This window comes from Caulobacter vibrioides, assembly GCF_002858865.1.
Lineage (GTDB): Bacteria > Pseudomonadota > Alphaproteobacteria > Caulobacterales > Caulobacteraceae > Caulobacter > Caulobacter vibrioides.
In genome coordinates this window covers 19,289-36,031 of the sequence record NZ_PJRR01000003.1, presented here as the reverse complement: position 1 = coordinate 36,031, position 16,743 = coordinate 19,289, and the positions used below count along the sequence as shown (strand labels likewise).

At 66.5% G+C, this 16,743-nt stretch carries 17 protein-coding genes and 1 pseudogene; 8 read left to right on the top strand and 10 right to left on the bottom strand.

Going from position 1 to position 16,743, the window contains the following annotated elements:
- Positions 1–34: 34 nt before the first annotated feature.
- The 3 genes from CVUC_RS00285 to CVUC_RS00275 all read right to left on the bottom strand — a co-directional run bounded on the left by CVUC_RS00285 (position 35) and on the right by CVUC_RS00275 (position 5,832).
- Positions 35–1,153 (bottom strand): NAD(P)/FAD-dependent oxidoreductase, encoded by a 1,119-nt coding sequence (locus CVUC_RS00285; protein ID WP_096034291.1) that lies wholly within the window; start codon positions 1,151–1,153, stop codon positions 35–37.
- Between the two features lie 145 nt (positions 1,154–1,298).
- Positions 1,299–2,135 (bottom strand): SDR family NAD(P)-dependent oxidoreductase, encoded by an 837-nt coding sequence (locus CVUC_RS00280; RefSeq protein ID WP_096034292.1) that lies wholly within the window; start codon positions 2,133–2,135, stop codon positions 1,299–1,301.
- Between the two features lie 256 nt (positions 2,136–2,391).
- The gene (locus CVUC_RS00275; protein WP_096034293.1) at positions 2,392–5,832 is read right to left on the bottom strand and encodes an indolepyruvate ferredoxin oxidoreductase family protein; all 3,441 of its coding nucleotides are present in this window, start codon (positions 5,830–5,832) and stop codon (positions 2,392–2,394) included.
- A gap of 142 nt (positions 5,833–5,974) precedes the next feature.
- Between CVUC_RS00275 and CVUC_RS00270 the strand changes: the two genes are divergently transcribed.
- The gene (locus CVUC_RS00270; protein WP_024265921.1) at positions 5,975–6,472 is read left to right on the top strand and encodes an Lrp/AsnC family transcriptional regulator; all 498 of its coding nucleotides are present in this window, start codon (positions 5,975–5,977) and stop codon (positions 6,470–6,472) included.
- A 9-nt stretch (positions 6,473–6,481) separates the two neighbouring features.
- Here the strand turns inward: CVUC_RS00270 and CVUC_RS20105 are convergent.
- Positions 6,482–6,594, bottom strand: a pseudogene (locus tag CVUC_RS20105) (hypothetical protein); the annotation flags it as partial.
- A 63-nt stretch (positions 6,595–6,657) separates the two neighbouring features.
- Here CVUC_RS20105 and CVUC_RS00265 point away from each other — a divergent pair.
- Positions 6,658–7,524 (top strand): pirin family protein, encoded by an 867-nt coding sequence (locus CVUC_RS00265; RefSeq protein ID WP_096034294.1) that lies wholly within the window; start codon positions 6,658–6,660, stop codon positions 7,522–7,524.
- Positions 7,525–7,557: 33 nt separating this feature from the next.
- Here the strand turns inward: CVUC_RS00265 and CVUC_RS00260 are convergent, their stop codons facing one another.
- Complete coding sequence (locus CVUC_RS00260) at positions 7,558–8,577, bottom strand: amidohydrolase family protein (RefSeq protein WP_096034295.1); 1,020 nt, start codon at positions 8,575–8,577, stop codon at positions 7,558–7,560.
- 261 nt (positions 8,578–8,838) lie between these two features.
- Here CVUC_RS00260 and CVUC_RS00255 point away from each other — a divergent pair, with 261 nt between their 5' ends.
- Genes CVUC_RS00255 through CVUC_RS00240 form a run of 4 tightly spaced genes read left to right on the top strand, consistent with a single transcriptional unit; the run spans position 8,839 to position 12,004 of the window.
- The gene (locus tag CVUC_RS00255; RefSeq protein ID WP_096034296.1) at positions 8,839–9,270 is read left to right on the top strand and encodes a RusA family crossover junction endodeoxyribonuclease; all 432 of its coding nucleotides are present in this window, start codon (positions 8,839–8,841) and stop codon (positions 9,268–9,270) included.
- On the top strand, positions 9,270–9,932 hold the full coding sequence (locus CVUC_RS00250; RefSeq protein WP_096034297.1) for a HepT-like ribonuclease domain-containing protein: 663 nt from the start codon (positions 9,270–9,272) through the stop codon (positions 9,930–9,932). Before CVUC_RS00255 ends, CVUC_RS00250 begins: the two co-directional genes overlap by 1 nt.
- Before the next feature lie 58 nt (positions 9,933–9,990).
- A complete protein-coding gene (locus CVUC_RS00245; protein WP_096034298.1) occupies positions 9,991–11,025 on the top strand; it encodes an adenosine deaminase in 1,035 nt (344 codons plus the stop codon).
- A gap of 10 nt (positions 11,026–11,035) precedes the next feature.
- Entirely contained in the window at positions 11,036–12,004 is a 969-nt protein-coding gene (locus tag CVUC_RS00240; protein WP_096034299.1) for a magnesium and cobalt transport protein CorA, read from the top strand.
- Here the strand turns inward: CVUC_RS00240 and CVUC_RS00235 are convergent.
- Together CVUC_RS00235 and CVUC_RS00230 are read right to left on the bottom strand one after the other, a co-directional pair.
- Positions 11,982–12,533, bottom strand: coding sequence for a transporter (locus CVUC_RS00235; RefSeq protein ID WP_096034300.1), 552 nt, complete (start codon positions 12,531–12,533; stop codon positions 11,982–11,984). The genes CVUC_RS00240 and CVUC_RS00235 overlap by 23 nt on opposite strands.
- Positions 12,530–12,835: a PadR family transcriptional regulator gene (locus tag CVUC_RS00230; protein ID WP_010921019.1), complete on the bottom strand. Its 306-nt coding sequence runs from the start codon at positions 12,833–12,835 to the stop codon at positions 12,530–12,532. Before CVUC_RS00230 ends, CVUC_RS00235 begins: the two co-directional genes overlap by 4 nt.
- A 76-nt stretch (positions 12,836–12,911) precedes the next feature.
- On the opposite strand from CVUC_RS00230, the gene CVUC_RS00225 reads away from it, so the two are divergent.
- Together CVUC_RS00225 and CVUC_RS00220 are read left to right on the top strand one after the other, a co-directional pair.
- Positions 12,912–13,100: a type II toxin-antitoxin system HicA family toxin gene (locus CVUC_RS00225; RefSeq protein WP_010921020.1), complete on the top strand. Its 189-nt coding sequence runs from the start codon at positions 12,912–12,914 to the stop codon at positions 13,098–13,100.
- 4 nt (positions 13,101–13,104) lie between these two features.
- Complete coding sequence (locus tag CVUC_RS00220; protein WP_010921021.1) at positions 13,105–13,500, top strand: type II toxin-antitoxin system HicB family antitoxin; 396 nt, start codon at positions 13,105–13,107, stop codon at positions 13,498–13,500.
- An 8-nt stretch (positions 13,501–13,508) separates the two neighbouring features.
- On the opposite strand, the gene CVUC_RS00215 is transcribed toward CVUC_RS00220, so the two are convergent.
- The 3 genes from CVUC_RS00215 to CVUC_RS00205 form a co-directional block, all read right to left on the bottom strand.
- Complete coding sequence (locus tag CVUC_RS00215) at positions 13,509–13,985, bottom strand: DUF2199 domain-containing protein (protein ID WP_096034301.1); 477 nt, start codon at positions 13,983–13,985, stop codon at positions 13,509–13,511.
- A 57-nt stretch (positions 13,986–14,042) separates the two neighbouring features.
- Positions 14,043–15,041, bottom strand: coding sequence for a DegT/DnrJ/EryC1/StrS family aminotransferase (locus CVUC_RS00210; RefSeq protein WP_096034302.1), 999 nt, complete (start codon positions 15,039–15,041; stop codon positions 14,043–14,045).
- Positions 15,042–15,168: 127 nt separating this feature from the next.
- Positions 15,169–16,722, bottom strand: coding sequence for a class I adenylate-forming enzyme family protein (locus tag CVUC_RS00205; RefSeq protein ID WP_096034303.1), 1,554 nt, complete (start codon positions 16,720–16,722; stop codon positions 15,169–15,171).
- Positions 16,723–16,743 lie beyond the last annotated feature (21 nt).

Genomic DNA, 16,743 nt, shown 5'->3' with positions numbered 1-16,743 from the left:
TGGGCTTGTGATCCGCCCCCCGTGACGACTGCGATCAGGACGCGCCGCAGAGCCGCTCGGCCACCGTCTCGCCGATCGCCAGCGAACTGGTCAGGCCGGGGCTCTCGATGCCGAACAGAGCCATCAGCCCCGCAAGGCCGTGATCCTCGACGCCCCGGAGCTGGAAGTCCGGCTGCGGTTCACCAGGACCGTGCAGCTTGGGCCGCACGCCCGCATAGTCGGGGACCAGCCTGTCCGCCGGCAGGTCGGGCCAGAACTTGCGGATATAGGCGGCGAAGGCCTCCGCCTTGGCCGGATCGACCGAATAGTCCGGCGCAGCTACGTACTCCAGGTCGGGTCCGAACACCGCCTGGCCGCCCATGTCATTGCGATAGTGGGTGCCCAGCGCCCCATGGATCGGCGGCGGATAGATCAGCCGCTGGAACGGCGCCTTGCCGCTGAGCCGGAAATAGATCCCCTTGCCGAAGTGGGCCTTGGGAATCTGTTCGGCGGGAAAGCCCTCGATCCGGCTCGCCACCGCCTGAGAGGACAGGCCCGGCGCGGTGACCAGCAGACGGCAGGTCAGGTCGGTGGGCTCAGCGCCGCCGGCGCGGACCCGGAAGCCGCCGCCGGCCAGGGGCTCGGCGCCCTCGAACGGCGTCGACAGCACCACCGCCCCGCCGGCGGCTTCGATCTCCCCTTGCAAGGCCAGCATGTAGTCGTGGCTGGCGAACACGCCGCTTTCGGGCGACAGCAGCGCGGCGTGGGCGTTGAGGCCCGGCTCCAGCGCCCGCGCCTGCGCCCCGGTCAAGCGCTCCATGCCCTCGACATCATTGGCCAGGGCCTGCTCCCAGATGATGTCGAGCCGCGCGATCTCGTCCTCCGAGGTCGCCACCACCAGCTTGCCGCACTTCTTGTAGGGCACCTTGTGCGCGTCGCAGAAGGCGTACAGCGCCCGCCGACCCTGGACGCACAGCTTGGCCTTCAAGGACCCGGTCGGATAGTAGAGCCCGCCGTGGATCACCTCGGAATTGCGGGACGACACGCCCTCCCCGATGCGCCCCTGCTCCTCCAGGACGGCGACCACCAGCCCGCGCCGCGACAGGGCGTAGCCGCAGGCCAGCCCCACGGCGCCGGCGCCGACGACAACGACGTCGAAATCAAATTCACTCATGCGGCCACCTTAGCCGACCGCGCTCGATCTTCCAGCCGCGACTGCCAAGGTGCATAACTGCCCCCCGGTCGGACGGGCGCGCAGCCTATCAGCGTCGGCGCCATCGACGGCTGCCGGTGTGCGCCGAACCCGGCGCTCTGTCCCCTCAGCTGACGGCAGGGTCCTTTCGGATCTTCCGGAAGCGGGCGATTTCACCCTTGCCCATGCTGTCCCAAACGGCCGGCAGGAAGCGATGGATGAAGGCCAGAACACCGACATAACCGGGGAAGGCGATGACCATCTTACGCTTGGCGACGCCGGTCAGGATGATGTTCGCCGCACGGTCCACCGGCACCATGGCGACGGGAATATTGGCGAGGACGTCGGCCGGCGCCGCATTGACGCAATGGATGTTGTCGACCAGTGGAGTCTTGATGAAACCCGGGCAGGCGACGGTGACATGGACGCCAAAGGCCCGAGCCTCGGTGGCCAGCGCATGTGACAGGCCAAACACGGCAAATTTCGAGGCGACATAGGGGCTGTTCGCCGGTCCGGGCGCCATGCCGAAACCCGAGGCCACATTCACGATATGACCGAAGCCCTGCTTGATCATCTGCGGATACGCGTAGTGGATCCCGTAGATCTCACCCATCAGATTGATGTCAATGACCCGCCGCCAATGGTCGAGGCTGAGATCGCGGATCTCCCCGAACACGGCGATGCCGGCATTGTTGAATAGGTAGTCGATGCGGCCGAACTCCGCCGCCGTTCCTTCGATCAGTTGCCGGACAGATTCGCTTTGCGACACGTCGGTGCGGACCGGCTTGGCTGTGACGCCCAGCTTGTTCATGCGATGCGTCAGGTCTTCGGCGGCCGGGAAATTGATGTCCGCGATGATCAGGGTGGCGCCGGCTTCCGCAAGCTGCGCGCTCAGCGCACGGCCCAGGCCCGACGCAGCGCCCGTCACGATACAAACCTTGCCCCGAAAAGGATTTTTCGCCATCGCCCTGTCGTTCCGCTGGTTGCTTGCGCGCCCTTGCGGCGGACGCAGGTCTAGGATTTCGAGCAACCTAGAGAGGTCCCAGGCGAGGGTAAAGCGGTGTTGGCGCCCACTCTGAACCCTGCCTGGCCGCAGGCGTCCGACGCCTCGTCGGAGCCCCTTGCCGGAAACCAGTCGTTCAGACCGCAAGAGCCAAAAGACGCCGCCCCCGCGACGCCCATCGGCGCCGCCGGGAGAACAGGGTGAGGGTGATCCGCCCTCACCCCGCCCACTGCGCCCAGAGCTTCTCCTCCGCCGCCTTGGCCGTGACGACCGAAGCCTCCTTCACGTGGCCGAAGCCGCGGATCTGTTGGGGGATCTCGGCGATCTTCACCGCCAGCGACAGGCTCTCCGTGGACAGCCCGGCCGCCAGGCGATCAAGGCCGGTCTCGTAGGCCGTGATCAGGCCGCGCTCCATGCGGCGCTCCTCGGTCTTGCCGAAGATGTCGAGCGCCGTGCCGCGCAGGCCCTTCATCTTGGCCATCATCGGGAAGGCCAGATCCAGCATCCAGCCGCCGAAGGCGATCTTCTTGGGCTTGCCGTCGGCGCCCTTCGGCGCCAGCAGCGGCGGGGCCAGCCACACCTTGGCCTTGCCGCCCTTGAAGGTCCCCGCCAGCTCGGCCGCGAAACGACCGTCCGTATACAGACGAGCAACCTCGTACTCGTCCTTATAGGCCATCAGCTTGTAGAGGTTGACCGCCGCCGCGCGGGTCAGCGGCAGGGCGCCGTCCTCGCCCGACACGGCGGTTTCGGCGCTGCGGACCTTGGCCACCTTGTCCGCATAGCGCTGCGCGTAGGCGGCGTTCTGATAGGCCGTCAGCTGCTCCACGCGATGGGTGATCAGGGCGTTCAGCGGCATGGTTTCCGGCGTCGGGGTGGTGTCTTCCTTGACCGTCAGGGTGGACGGGTCATGGGCCACGCGACGGCCCAGCTCGAAGGCCTGCAGGTTGGCCTCGGCGTCGACGCCGTTCAGCTTGATCGCGCGATAGACCGCTCGGCTGGAGAGCGGGATCACCCCGCGCTGCCAGGCGAAGCCGACCATGATCATGTTGGCGTAGATGGCGTCGCCGAACTCGGTCTCGGCCAGGCGCTGGGCCGGGCACGCGTCGAAGGTCTTGGTCGCGCCCTTGACGCGGCGCGCCATGGCCCCGCTGTCGAAGCGCACGTCGCGGCTGGTGACGAAGTCGGCCGTGGGGGCGAAGTCGCTGTTGCCGAAGGCGCGCGTGCGGTCCTTGGCGTAGAGCGACAGTCCTTCGGGGCTGGCCGCCACGAGAAGATCACACGCGATCAGCACATCGGTGCTGGCCGCCGGCACGCGACCGCCGACGATCGTCTCCTCGGTCTCGCCGATCTTGACGTGGCTGAACACCGAACCGCCCTTTTGGGCCAGACCCGTCATGTCGACCACGCTGCCGGCGCGGCCGTCGATATGGGCGGCCATGGCCATGATCGAGGCGACCGTGGTGACACCCGTGCCGCCCACGCCCGTGAACAGGATCTTGCGCACGCCGGTCAGCGGCTCGAACTCGGGCAGCGGCGTCGACTCGGCGGTCAGGGCCGCCGGGGTCTTCTTGGACTGGGCGCTTTGCGCCCCTTCCAGGGTGATGAACGAGGGGCAGAAGCCCTCGACGCAGGAATAGTCCTGATTACAGGACGACTGGTTGATCTTGCGCTTGCGGCCAAACTCGGTGGCCAGAGGCTCGACCGAGACGCAGTTGGACTTCACCGAACAGTCGCCGCAGCCTTCGCAGACCAGCGGATTGATGAAGACGCGCTGGGTGGCCTTGGGCATGGCGCCCCGCTTTCGACGGCGGCGCTTTTCGGTGGCGCAGGTTTGATCGTAGAGCAGCACCGTCGTGCCAGGCGTCTCGCGCAGCATCTCCTGCACGCGCATCAGGTCCGAGCGCGGGAAGATCTCGACGCCCGGGGCCAGGTCGTTGACGCCCTGGTAGCGCTCCAGCTCGTCGACGACGATGACGGTCTTCTTGACGCCTTCGGCCGCCAGCTGGCGGGTGATCTGGGCGGGGGTGAAGCCGCTCTCGGCGCGCTGGCCGCCGGTCATGGCGACGGCGTCATTATAAAGCAGCTTGTAGGTGATGTTGGTCCCGGCCGCGACCGCGCCACGGATGGCCAGCGAGCCCGAGTGATTGTAGGTGCCGTCGCCCAGGTTCTGGAAGACGTGCTTTTCGCTGGTGAACGGCGCGGCGCCCACCCAGGTCAGCCCCTCGCCGCCCATATGGGTGTTGAGGTCGGTCATCGGGTCGTTGAACCCGGCCATGTAGTGACAGCCGATGCCGGCCAGGGCGCGCGAGCCCTCGGGCAGCTTGGTGGAGGTGTTGTGCGGGCAGCCCGAGCAGAAGAACGGCTTGCGGGCCTGGTCAGCGGCGAGGCTCACGGCGGCGACGCCGGCGGCGCTCACCCGGTTCAGATAGGCCTGGGCCCGCTCCATGTGCGGCCCCTGGGGCAGGCGGTCATAGATGGCCAGCGCGATCTCGGCGACCGACAGCGAGCCCAGCTCCGACAGCAGCGGACCGCCCTTCTCGTCGGTCTTGCCGATGACGCGCGGGCGCGCCTGGGCGGGAAGATCGTAGAGCGCGGCGCGCGCTTGCGGTTCGATCAGGGCGCGCTTGTGCTCGATGACCATCAGGGTCTCAAGGCCGGCGGCGAAGGCGCGCAGGCCCAAGGGCTCCAGCGGCCAGGGCATGCCGACCTTGTAGATCGAGACGCCCAGGTCAGCGGCTTCCTGCAGGGTCATGCCCATGGCCGTGAAGGCTTCCAGCACATCCTTATAGGCTTGGCCCTGGCAGACGATGCCCAGGCGCGCCTTGCCGACCTTGACGTGCGAGGCGCCCAGCACCACGCGGTCGATATTGTTGGCGCGCGCGAAGGCCAGGGCCGCCGGGATCTTGTGGAGCCGCATGCGCCGCTCCTTCTCCATCGGCTGGTCCTTCTGGCGGATGCCGAGGCCGCCCGGCGGGAATGCGAACTCCGGGACCACGATCTGGTGGCGGTCCAGCGAGACGTCGATGGTCACGCCCGAGTCCATGGTGTCGGCCAGGGCGATCATGCCCGTCCACAGGCCCGAGAACCGCGACATCGAGATGCCGAGCAGACCGTAGTCGAGCACCTCCTGGACGTCGGCCGGCGACAACACCGGCATCTCGAAGTCCTGGAAGGCGAATTCTGATTGCGACGGGAGGGTCGAGCTCTTGCAGCCGTGGTCATCGCCCGCCACCGCCAGCACCCCGCCGGTCGGGAAGGTCCCGGCGAAGTTGGCGTGCTTGAAGACGTCGCCGGTGCGGTCAACGCCCGGCGCCTTGCCGTACCACATGCCGAACACGCCATCATAAAGCGCGCCGGGGAACAGATTGGCCTGCTGGCTGCCCCACACGGCGGTGGCGGCCAGGTCTTCGTTCAGACCTTCCTGGAAGACGACATCATGCGCGGTCAGCAGCTTCTTGATGCGCGCGGCCTGCTGGTCGAGCCCGCCCAGGGGCGACCCGCGATAGCCCGACAGATAGCCGCCGGTGTTCAACCCGGCCTTGCGGTCGAGACGCTTGCGATCCAGCAGAACGCGAAGCAGGGCCTGCACCCCAGTGATGAAGGCGCGACCATCTTCGAGCACATATTTGTCGTCGAGAGTGACTTCTGAGTGCCGCATAGCAAAAATCTTCCTCCCGGGTCTTCTCGCCCGCCACGCAATATCTTATAGAAGCGCGGAAAATGTTTGCCCAAGGCGTGCCCGAGTCGTGGCCGCTTTGCGCAAAATCAAAGCGCCAACGCCCTCTGGGGGGAGGAATTTCTTGTCCGAACAACTCGACGCCGTGGATGCCAAGATTCTGGATCTCATCCAACACGACGCCGGACTGTCCGTCGCGGAGATCGCCGAACGTGTGGGTCTGTCGTCCAGCCCGTGCTGGCGCCGGATCAAGCGCCTGGAAGACGCCGGCGTCATCCAGCGCCGCGTGACCATCCTTGACCGCGAAAAGCTGGGCCTGGGCTTTGAGGTGTATTGCACCGTGAAGCTGTCGCTGCCGACCAAGGAAAACCTCGACACCTTCGAACAGGCCGTCGGCAAGTGGGCCGAGGTCGTCCAGTGCGCCACCGTGACCGGCGCGGCCGACTATGAGATGCGCATCGTCACCCGCGACATGCGCGCCTTTGACGAGTTCCTGCGCGACAAGCTGCTGTCGCTGGGCCTAGTCAGCAATATCGAGAGCCGGATCGTCATCCGGGGCGTCAAGAACTCCACCGCCGTGCCGCTGGGACTGGTCAGCCCGTATGTCAGCCCGCTGAGCTGAGGATCTCTAAATCCTCTCCCTAACGGGAGAGGTGTCGGCGAAGCCGACGGAGAGGGAAGAAGCCGGCTCCGCAGCACTTCCCCCTCCGGCCTTCGGCCACCTCCCCCACTAGGGGGAGGATTTATTCAAGACGCCCCACACAACTCCCCGCTAAGCTCCCGGTCGCATAGCCGCCGGAGCTTTCCATGATCGATCTCGTCTTCGACGCCCGCCGCAAGGATCTCGGCAATTTCGAGGTCGGGCGGGTGCTGCCGTTCCACGCGCATCGCATGGTCGGCCCCTTCACATTTCTCGATCACATGGGTCCTGCCGCCTTCCAGCCCGGCTTTCCCAAGAGCGCCGACGTGCGCCCGCACCCGCACATCGGCCTGTCGACACTGACCTATCTGTTCGAGGGCGAGATCACCCACCGCGACAGCGTCGGCTCGCTGGCGGTGATCAAGCCGCACGAGGTCAACTGGATGACCGCCGGCTCGGGCATCACCCATTCCGAACGCTTCGAAGGCCTGCGCGAGCATGGCGGGCGCATGGACGGCATGCAGGCCTGGGTGGCGCTACCGACCGAGTTCGAGGAGATCGACCCCAGCTTCACCCACCACGAAGGTCCCGCCGAACTGCCCTACTACGAGAACGGAGGGCTGAAGGCGCGACTGATCGCCGGCGAGGCGTTCGGGGCGAAATCGAGCGTGCCGGTCTATTCGCCGCTCTTTTATGTGCACTGGGAACTGGAGCCCGGCGTCACCGCCGCCCTGCCGGCCGAGTATCCCGAACGCGCCGCCTACATCGCTGCCGGCCGCGTCGAGGTAGACGGCCGCGAGCTGGTCGAAGCCCAGATGGCCGTGTTCGCGCCCGGCGAGACGGTGGTGTTCAAGGCCCTCGAACGCTCGACCGTCATGCTGCTGGGCGGCGAGCCCGTCGGCCCGCGCTTCATCGAGTGGAACTTCGTCTCCTCGTCCAAGGACCGCATCGAGCAGGCCAAGGCCGACTGGAAGGCCGGCCGCATGAAGCTGCCCGACCTCGACCACGACGAGTTCATCCCGCTGCCGGCCTAGGGGCCCCGCCGCATTCGCCGCCCCCTGCCCCTCCTACATCGCTCGATGTTTAGCCTGGGTCGCCTCATCCAGGCGCAGGAACCTGGCGGCGTTGTTGTAGAGAATGTTGCGCTTTTGCTGGGCGGAGAGGAACGGCGCCTCGTCGATCACGGCGATCGACCGCTCGATCGTCTCGGGCCAGACCATCTGGTCGGAGCCGAACATCACCCGCTCGCCGAAGCCCGCATCAACCAGCGCCTGCAGGTAGCGGTAGAAGGCCGGGCGCGGCTGCGAATAGACGATGACGCCGGTGTCCACATAGACCTGCGGATGGGCGTAAAGCAGCGCCAGGGTGTCATCCAGCATCGGATAGCCTGCGTGCATCACATTGATCCGCAGCTTGGGATGCTTGACCAGCACGTCCTCCAGCAAGAGCGGGCTGCTCATCCGGGCGCGATAGCCGCCCCCCGGCAGATAGGCCACGCCGGGCGGGCCGGGGCCGATATGGATCGCGACGGGCACGTCGGCAGCCTCGGCGGCCGCCCACAGGTTCTCCAGCCGCGGATCGTTGGGCGCGATCCCCTCGTACTGGAAGCCCAGCTCGCCGATCACCGCCAGCTGGCCGGCGGCCTTGGCCTTGCCGAAATCGTCCAGCAGCACCTTGGGCTTGGAGAGATCGGACATGGTCGGCATCAGCCCCGGCAGCACCCGGTCAGGAGCCAGGGCCCGCCAGTCCATCACCCGCTTATAGGGTCCGCTGACCACACCGATGATGTTGCGCTTGGCCATGATCGCCAGGGTCTTGTCGCGGATCTCGTCGTCGGTGGTGGGCGACCAGATCGGGTCGGCGCATTTGGGCGCCTTGAACATGGCGGTCAGGCCGGCGGTCCAGGGCTGGCGCTGATCCCAGGTCGGCATCGGATTGATCGGCGCGCACATGGCCAGCGGCGGCGGCCCCTGCTCGTCGGCGGCCGAGGCGTGCAGGTGCATGTCGATGATCGGATCACTCGCCCAAGCCGGCGCAGCCAGAGTCAGCAGCCCCGCCAGGGCCGCCCCAAAGATCACCTGTCGCATGACGCCCCCCGCGCGAACCCCTCGCTCTGTAGTGGAGACCACCGCTGAGCGCCTGTAAACGCCTGGTGGGCGGAAACAGGTTAGGAGGTGCGGAGGCTGGAAGGCCAGCCCCATGAAGCCGCCCGATCCAGACGGCGACAGGTTATCTTATTGCCGGAAGGGGCCTTCACCCGCCAATCGATGTCGTTAGAGGACCCATCTTGCTAAACAATCTATAAGGGCTAAATAATCGAAAGCGCGACTTAGGCGAGAATTTACGCGATGATTGATGGGGAACTGCCCTATCCACTGGAATTCGTGATTGAGGGGACTCCCGTATCATTGCAGAGCAAAAACACTAAGAATCGCGAGACTTGGAAGCAGATCGTCCGGGGCGCGGCGCTTGAGCGCCGGCAGGAGCTCAGCGAATTCTGTTGGCTCGACCAGCGCGCTCTCGGCGTGAGAATTTACTATTTTTCTCCAGAACCCATGGTCGGGGACATCGACAACATCGTAAAGCCTATTCTCGACGCCATGATTGGCGTGGCCTACCCAAACGACCAGGTGATTGAACAGGTTGTCGTTCAGAAATTCGAGCCTGATACTCCGTGGGAGTTCGCTTCGCCGACCGGCCAGTTAGCGATAGCTTTGGATACCGCACCGCCGCTCATATATATTCGTGTGGACGACGACCTTCGCTGGAGGAAGCTTTAATGGGTTCGCCTGCTCAAGCTTGGTCTTCTCACACCGAGCGGGAAGCGCTGGACGCTCTGCGAACGCGCTACGAGTCCGAGGGCTTCGCTTTCATCGCCGAGCCCCGGGCGGATCAACTCCCTGACTTCATGGCCGGTTATCGGCCGGACGCGGTGGCGCACAAGCCAGGCCAGAACGTGGCCATCGAGATCAAACACCGCCAATCGCCCGCGACCGAGCGACGGTTGCAGGATACTCGACGGATTTTCGACGGCCAGACGGAATGGCGGTTTCACGTCTTCTTCTCGGGCGACAGCCAGCCACGATCGGTGGCAATCCCAGTCGCCTCCGAAGAAGCTATTCTGGATCGTGGAGATTCGCTGCGATCGCTCGCCAGCGCTGGTTATCGACAAGCAGCCTTCGTGATGGCCTGGTCGCTCCTCGAAGCGGCGCTGCTGCGCGTGGACGAGAACGCCGGCGACAAGCCCCGCACCCCCGGCACAGTGCTGCAGATTCTGACCATGAACGGCCATATCAGCGGCGATACCGAGCGCCGCCTGAGAAAACTAATCGATCTCCGGAACCGGATCGTGCATGGCGATGTGGAGGCTGAGCCGACGGCTGACGACGTTCAGGCAATTCTGGCGGCGATCAAAGAAATTCTGTCTCAAGAGGCTGCCTGACGGTGCGCAAAGTCGATCTTGATTGAAACCGTTGTGGGCGAAGGCCCATAACTCCCCCATGACCGACGCTTCCTTCGCCCCATCCGCCTCCGCCGAGTTTGTCAGGGGCCTGCCCAAGGCCGAGCTGCACATGCATATCGAGGGCAGCCTCGAACCTGAGCTGATGTTCGAGCTCGCCCAGCGCAACGGGATCACCCTGCCCTTCGCCTCGGTCGAAGAGATCCGCGCGGCCTACGACTTCTCGAACCTGCAGGACTTCCTGGACATCTATTACCAGGGCGCGGGCGTGCTGATCACCGAAGCCGACTTCAAGGACCTGGCGCTCGCCTACTTCCAGCGCCTGGCGGCCGATGGCGGCGCCCACGCCGAGATCTTCTTTGATCCGCAGACCCACACCGATCGCGGGATCGCCTTCGACACGGTGATGAACGGCCTGCTGGCCGGCATGGACGAGGCCGAGAAGACGCTGGGCGTCACCTCCAAGCTGATCCTGTGCTTCCTGCGACACCTCTCCGAAGAGGCCGCGTTCGAAACGCTGGAACAGGCTAAGCCCTGGCTCGCCAAGCTGGCGGGCGTGGGCCTGGACAGCTCCGAGGTCGGCCACCCGCCGGCCAAGTTCGCCCGCGTTCTTCAGGCCTCGCGGGACCTGGGCCTGAAGGTCGTCGCCCACGCCGGTGAGGAAGGCCCGCCGGCCTATGTCTGGGAGGCCATCGACCTCGTAAAGGTCGACCGCATCGACCACGGCAACCGGGCGCTGGAGGACGAGGCCCTGACCGCGCGCCTCGTGAAAGACGGCATAACCCTGACGGTCTGCCCGCTGTCGAACCTGAAGCTGTGCGGCGTGCCCAGCCTGGACGCTCACCCGCTCAAGCGGATGCTGGAGCTGGGCCTGAAGGCGACCGTCAACTCCGACGACCCGGCCTATTTCGGCGGCTATCTGCTGGAGAACTACCTGGCCACCGCCGGCGCCGTGGGCCTGACCCGCGACGACATCGTCACCCTGGCCAAGAACAGCTTCGCCGGCTCGTTCCTGACCGACGCCGAGAAGGCCCAGCGGATCGCGGCGGTCGAGGCCTACGCGGCCGCTCACTGAGCCGCGCGCCATGAGCCTGATCGCCGCCACCGCCTACAAGGCCGGACAGCCGGTCCGCGTGCTGGACCTGTCCTCGCCCGAAGACCTAGTTCCGCGCGAGGGCGAATTTGTCTGGATCGGCCTGGCCGAGCCCGACGAGGCCGAACTGCGCCGCCTGCAGACGGCGTTTGGCCTGCACCCGCTGGCGGTCGAGGACGCGCTGCACGCCCGCCAGACCCCCAAGGTCGAGGTCTATGGCGACCAGCTGTTCGTGGTGGCCAAGACCGCCCACCTGGAGGGTGACCGTATCGCCTATGGCGAAACCGACTTCTTCGTCGGACGCCAGCACCTGATCACCGTCCGCCACGGCAGCGCCCGGGCCCATACCGAGCTGCGCGCCCAGCTGGAGGCGGCGCCGGTCCAACTGGCCCACGGGGTCGACTATGTGCTGCACGCGGTGCTGGACTTCATCGTCGACGGCTACATGCCGATCGTCGACCAGATCGAGGAAGAGCTTCAGGGCATCGAGCAGCGCGCGCTGGACGCCTTCCTCAGCCGGGCCGAGATCACCCGCATCTTCGCCCTGCGCCGCTCGCTGATGCGGTTCAAGAAGATGCTGGGCCCGATGGCCCAGATGGCCGGCGCCTTGGAGCATCACGACCTGCCCTGCATCGACAGCGAGGTGCGGATGTACTTCCGCGATGTCCATGACCACGTGCAGCGCACCGAGATCCTGGTCGACGGCCTGCGCGAGGTGCTGACCTCAGTGTTCGAAATCGCCAGCCTGCTGGAACAGCAGCGCCAGGGCGTGATCACCCGCCAGTTGGCCGCCTGGGCCGCGATCCTGGCGGTGCCCACGGCGATCGCCGGGATCTACGGCATGAACTTCGAGCACATGCCCGAGCTGAAGTGGCAGTACGGCTACTACGGCGTGATCGGCGCCATCGCCGTGGTCTGCGGCCTGCTGTACCGGCGCTTCAAGAAGGCGGGCTGGCTTTAGGGCGGCTCACGCGAAGACCAACGCCTGCGGTCAGGACCGCAAAGAGCAGCAGGCCAGCGATCTCCAGACTGAGGGCGCGCGAGAAGTCCAAAAGACGATAGCTTGGCCAAACCTGCTCCGCGAAGAGCCAGTAGCCGGCCGCAGGCGCCGTCAGCAGACTGGCACAAATCACTATGAAGCCCAAACCGCGTCGTAGCGCCAGGAACGAGAAGCTCGCCGCGCCGAGCGCCAACAGCGTCAAGGCGATTGCAAAGCTGGGAGCATCGGCGTTCAGGCTCAAAGCCAACCGCCCCAGCAGAACCGCCCAGACACCCGCCCCCACGACGACCAGCCCGCGCGCGGACAGCGCGATCGTCCTCGGATCGCCCAATCGCCAGCCGATCGCCGCAAAGAGCCCGCCGACCGCAAAATCCAAAGTCCGCGTCGCCGGCATGTCGCCCAGCTCGGCATGGGCGGCCTGCGCCCACTCCCGGCGCGCTGGCGGTGCGATCCAGATCGCGAGCGTCGCCAATCGTTCGGCCCAGCTCATGCGGTCACCTCCTTGAAAGTCGTTGTCGGGAGCCTCGCGCGCGTTGCCGCCCGCGCCGCCGCCAGACCCTCGGCGGTCAGGCGATAGACTTGTCGCGGCGGGCGACCCGCTTCGGCGGAAGCCCGCCATTCCGCGTCAAGAAAACCTGCCGACTTCCATCGCGCCAGCAAGGGGTACAGCGTGCCCGACGACAGTCCCGTCTCCCGCGAAAGATCATAGCCATGACGCCATTCAGACGGCGAGAGCACCAGGGCCGCAAAGAGGGACACGGCTTGCGGCGAGGGTTTGCGAAGTCGCTTCATGCAATAACTCTACATATATCGTATTCTAGATCAAGCACCTTGACTCACGACTTGAGAATACGCACTAATACACACCATGAACAGTCGTGAGGTGATCGCGGCGCTGGAAGCCGATGGCTGGGTCGAAGTCGCACGGCGCGGTTCTCATGCGCAGTTCAAGCACCCGACCAAGTCCGGGCGCGTGACCGTGCCGCACCCCAAGCGCGACTTGCCGCTGGGAACCCTGCGCTCGATCGAGCGTCAGGCCGACCTGAAACTGAGGTAGAGCGATGGCCGACTATATCGCCCTGATCCACAAGGACGCCGACAGCGCCTTCGGCGTATCTTTTCCCGACCTGCCCGGCTGTATCAGCGTCGGCGAGACGCTGGAAGAAGCCCGCGCCAACGCCGAGGAGGCCCTGGCGCTGCATGTCGAGGGCATGATCGAGGATGGCGAAACCCTGCCGGCGCCGTCCGCCCTGGACGAAGTCATGGCAGCCCCCGGCAACCGCGACGGTGTGGTGATCCTTGTGCCGCTGAAGACCGTCCAGCCTCGGACGGTGCGGGTCAATATCACCTTACCCGAGACCACACTGCGCGAGATCGACGCCTTCGCCGAAACCTATGGCTACACGCGTTCGGGTCTGCTGGCCCGCGCCGCCAAGCAGATGATCGACGCTGCTTAAGCCCGCCTCTATCCCTCCAGCACAGCCAGGATCTCATGATGCCGCGCGGCGTCGATCCCTTCGCGCTGCTCTTCCGCCAGGCGGCTCTTGTCGCCTTCCAGCAGCGTGAGGGTCGGGCGCTCGTCGGGGGTCTGGAACTGGATCAGCAGGCGCGTGCCCAGGGTCGTGCCCGGATAGGGCGCGAGCCGGTTGGCCAGCTTGGCCGGATGCAGCGGCTCCTCGCGGCCGTCTTCTTCATAGAGGTCGAGATAGCGCTGGAACACCTCGGCCTCGACCTCGGCCCAGGCGCCCCAGCCGAAGTAGTCGTCCTGGCCCTTCAGCGGCACCGGTAGAATGCAGCGGATGAAGTAGCGATCGCCCCACTGGCAGAGGTCGTCGTCGTAGCGGACCTGCGCATCCAGCTCAGCCTCCGGCAAGGCGAAGACTTCGTCGGGGAGGCCAAAGCCCCAGTCCAGGGAAAGCGGCTCAGAGGAGGCCTTGGCCATCGGATCTCTCGGCGTGAAAACGACGCGCCGATGCTTAGGCCAAGTCGGCGACAGCCTCTACCCCAACGCCGCGCGCAGCGCGTCGCAGAGGCGGTCGAGGCCCTCGATGTCGAGGTTCGGGTCCAGGGTCACCACCACGGTCGACGCCGCCAAGTGATCGGCGTTGGGGGTTTCATCGGCGGCGAGCGTGCGGTCTCGGACCGAGCAGCTGGCGGGCACGCCGGCCGCCTGGAGCTTCCAGGCCATAGCGCCGGCGTCGTCGGTCGGCAGGCTGAGCGCGCAAACCGGCGAAATCCAGCTCATGCCCCAGCCGGGCTGGAAGCCGACGCCGCTGTCGAGCAGCAGAACGCGCAGCTGTTGGGCCGTGCCGCAAAGGCGCTGACGCAGACCCGGCCAGGCGGCGAGACCGTCTTCGCCCGCGAAGGGGGCGGCCTCGACGGCGTTGACGGGAACAGCGTCCTCGCAGACCAGGAACACGCCCTGCCCGCTGGGCAGACCCACCAGCACCGGCACCGGGGCTTCGATGATCACGTCGAACGCGCCGTGAGCGTCGACCAGGATCGGCAGCCCCGTCTCGTCGCGGAAGGCGGCCCAGGCGCGCATGTCGGGCGCGCGGCCATGGGCGGCGGCGGGTACGATGGCCTCCAGCGGTCCCGGCGCCTCGGGCAGGCGCTCGCGCAGATGGTCGGTGTCGAACATGGCGCTGAACGGGTCGACATCGACGAGCCACGCCTTCAGACCCGCCGCGGCGACGCCGGCCAGGGTCTCCGGATCGGCCAGGGCCGAGACGACGCAGACACCGCCCTCGCGCACGCCCAGGGCCTTCAAGGTCGCGGCGGTGGCCTCGACCCGTGCGGCGAAGGCGCGCGCGGCGACCGGACGGACGAAACGGGCAGCCAGGCGCTGCTCGAGATCAGACGTGTGACCGGCGGCCCCGAGCGCCGCAGCGACCGCATCGAAATCGATCGGCGCCCCTGGCGCGCGGACAAGGCTTTTGGCCTCACGCGCTAGGTCGGCGAGGGCATTGATCGGAGCGGCGACGGGCTTCGGGCGCATGAGCTTGAACGCAATCCACGACGAACCGGGCGACCTGATGGCCGCACCATTTGGTTAAGCAACCGTATTCATCGATTCCGCTCGCCCTAATGCGGCGCGCGGTCGCGGCAAGAAGCGCCGCACAAGCTTACTGACTGGGCGAGTTTTGCCATGAGTCGCGCAGTTCGCGCTTCAGGACCTTACCGATGTGGCTGCGCGGCAAACTGTCCACGACGACGACCTCGGCGAGTCTCTGGGTCTTGCCGACCTGACCGTTGACGAAGGTCTTGATGGCGTCGGCCTCGGCGACCTGGCTGCTCTTCAGCGCGACAAAGGCCACCGGCGTCTCGCCCCACGCGTCGGAGGGCACGCCGACCACCGCCGCCTCAACCACCGCCGGGTGCTGGACCAGCACGGCCTCCAGGTCGGACGGATAGATGTTGAACCCGCCGCTGATGATCATGTCCTTCTTGCGATCCATCAGGGTGAGGAAGCCTTCCTCGTCGAACCGGCCGACATCGCCGGTGCGGATGAAGGTCCAGCCCTCGGGCGAGACCCAGGTCGCCTCGGCGGTCTTGTCGGGACGGCCGTGGTAGCCGTTCATCATGCTGGCCGACCGGCCGACGATCTCGCCGACCACACCGGGCCCGACCTGCCGGCCGTCCTCGTCCACCAGCCGGATGTCGTGGCCGGGCGCCGGACGGCCGACCGTGTGCAGTTTGTCCGGATGCTCGTGGGCCATCAGGATGCAGGTGCCGCCGCCTTCGGTCATGCCGAAATACTCGACCAGGCCGCCGGGCCAGCGCTTGAGAACCTGAGCCTTGAGGTCGGCGGCGAACGGGGCGCTGGTGCAGAACTTCATCCGCGTGGACGAAAGATCGTAGCGGTCGAAGTCCGGGTGCTCCATCAGCCGGCGGTACTGCACCGGCACCAGCATGGTGTGGGTGATGCGGTGCTTGGCGGCCAACTCCAGATAACGCACCACGTCGAACTTCTTCATCAGCACCACGGTGCCGCCGCCCGCCAGGGTCGGGAAGAAGCAGACCAGCGTGGTGTTCGAATAGAGCGGCGTCGACAACAGGCTGACCGGCGTGTGGCCATAGCCGATCGCGTCGCCCACAAAGATGTGCTTCCAGCGCATGCCGTGCGACTGGATGATGCCCTTGGGCGTGCCGGTCGTGCCGCTGGAATAGATGATGTTGAACGGGTGCTTGGGGCCGATCTCGATGGGTGCGGGCGTCGCGTCCTCGGGCGCCAGCCAGGCGTCGAAGGCTTGGCCGGCGGAAGAGCCGTCCAGGGCGATCGGGCGGACGGGAACCGGCGCGGGCTTCTGGGCCTCGGCGACGCCGGCGTCCAGAAAGAACAGCTTGGCGCCGCAGTCGGCGACCATGCCGGCGATCGACTCCGGCGTCGATGACGGCGCTATTGGGGCCACCGCGACCCCGGCCCGCAGGGCGCCCAGGAACAGCGCCGCATAGGGAATGGACGACAGGGCGCAGACCGCAACGGCCTCGCCCGGCGCCACGCCATCGCGTTGAAGGGCGGCTGCCACCCGGTCGACCAGCGCGTCGAACTGGGCGTAGGTGACGCCCTCGCCCGTCTCCATGACCACCGCCAGACGATCGGGATTTTCCCGGGCCCGCTCGCGCAGGATGTCACCGATGGTCCCGTAGTCGGCGGCGATCATGGCGGCGAGGGTCATGCACTCTTCCTCAAAAACGCA

Bases quoted from the DNA above. Each gene is read 5' to 3' on its own strand.
- CVUC_RS00285 (WP_096034291.1), bottom strand. From the start codon at position 1,153: ATGAGTGAATTTGATTTCGACGTCGTTGTCGTCGGCGCCGGCGCCGTG.
- CVUC_RS00280 (WP_096034292.1), bottom strand. From the start codon at position 2,135: ATGGCGAAAAATCCTTTTCGGGGCAAGGTTTGTATCGTGACGGGCGCT.
- CVUC_RS00275 (WP_096034293.1), bottom strand. From the start codon at position 5,832: ATGCGGCACTCAGAAGTCACTCTCGACGACAAATATGTGCTCGAAGAT.
- CVUC_RS00265 (WP_096034294.1), top strand. From the start codon at position 6,658: ATGATCGATCTCGTCTTCGACGCCCGCCGCAAGGATCTCGGCAATTTC.
- CVUC_RS00260 (WP_096034295.1), bottom strand. From the start codon at position 8,577: ATGCGACAGGTGATCTTTGGGGCGGCCCTGGCGGGGCTGCTGACTCTG.
- CVUC_RS00255 (WP_096034296.1), top strand. From the start codon at position 8,839: ATGATTGATGGGGAACTGCCCTATCCACTGGAATTCGTGATTGAGGGG.
- CVUC_RS00250 (WP_096034297.1), top strand. From the start codon at position 9,270: ATGGGTTCGCCTGCTCAAGCTTGGTCTTCTCACACCGAGCGGGAAGCG.
- CVUC_RS00245 (WP_096034298.1), top strand. From the start codon at position 9,991: ATGACCGACGCTTCCTTCGCCCCATCCGCCTCCGCCGAGTTTGTCAGG.
- CVUC_RS00240 (WP_096034299.1), top strand. From the start codon at position 11,036: ATGAGCCTGATCGCCGCCACCGCCTACAAGGCCGGACAGCCGGTCCGC.
- CVUC_RS00235 (WP_096034300.1), bottom strand. From the start codon at position 12,533: ATGAGCTGGGCCGAACGATTGGCGACGCTCGCGATCTGGATCGCACCG.
- CVUC_RS00230 (WP_010921019.1), bottom strand. From the start codon at position 12,835: ATGAAGCGACTTCGCAAACCCTCGCCGCAAGCCGTGTCCCTCTTTGCG.
- CVUC_RS00225 (WP_010921020.1), top strand. From the start codon at position 12,912: ATGAACAGTCGTGAGGTGATCGCGGCGCTGGAAGCCGATGGCTGGGTC.
- CVUC_RS00220 (WP_010921021.1), top strand. From the start codon at position 13,105: ATGGCCGACTATATCGCCCTGATCCACAAGGACGCCGACAGCGCCTTC.
- CVUC_RS00215 (WP_096034301.1), bottom strand. From the start codon at position 13,985: ATGGCCAAGGCCTCCTCTGAGCCGCTTTCCCTGGACTGGGGCTTTGGC.
- CVUC_RS00210 (WP_096034302.1), bottom strand. From the start codon at position 15,041: ATGCGCCCGAAGCCCGTCGCCGCTCCGATCAATGCCCTCGCCGACCTA.
- CVUC_RS00205 (WP_096034303.1), bottom strand. From the start codon at position 16,722: ATGACCCTCGCCGCCATGATCGCCGCCGACTACGGGACCATCGGTGAC.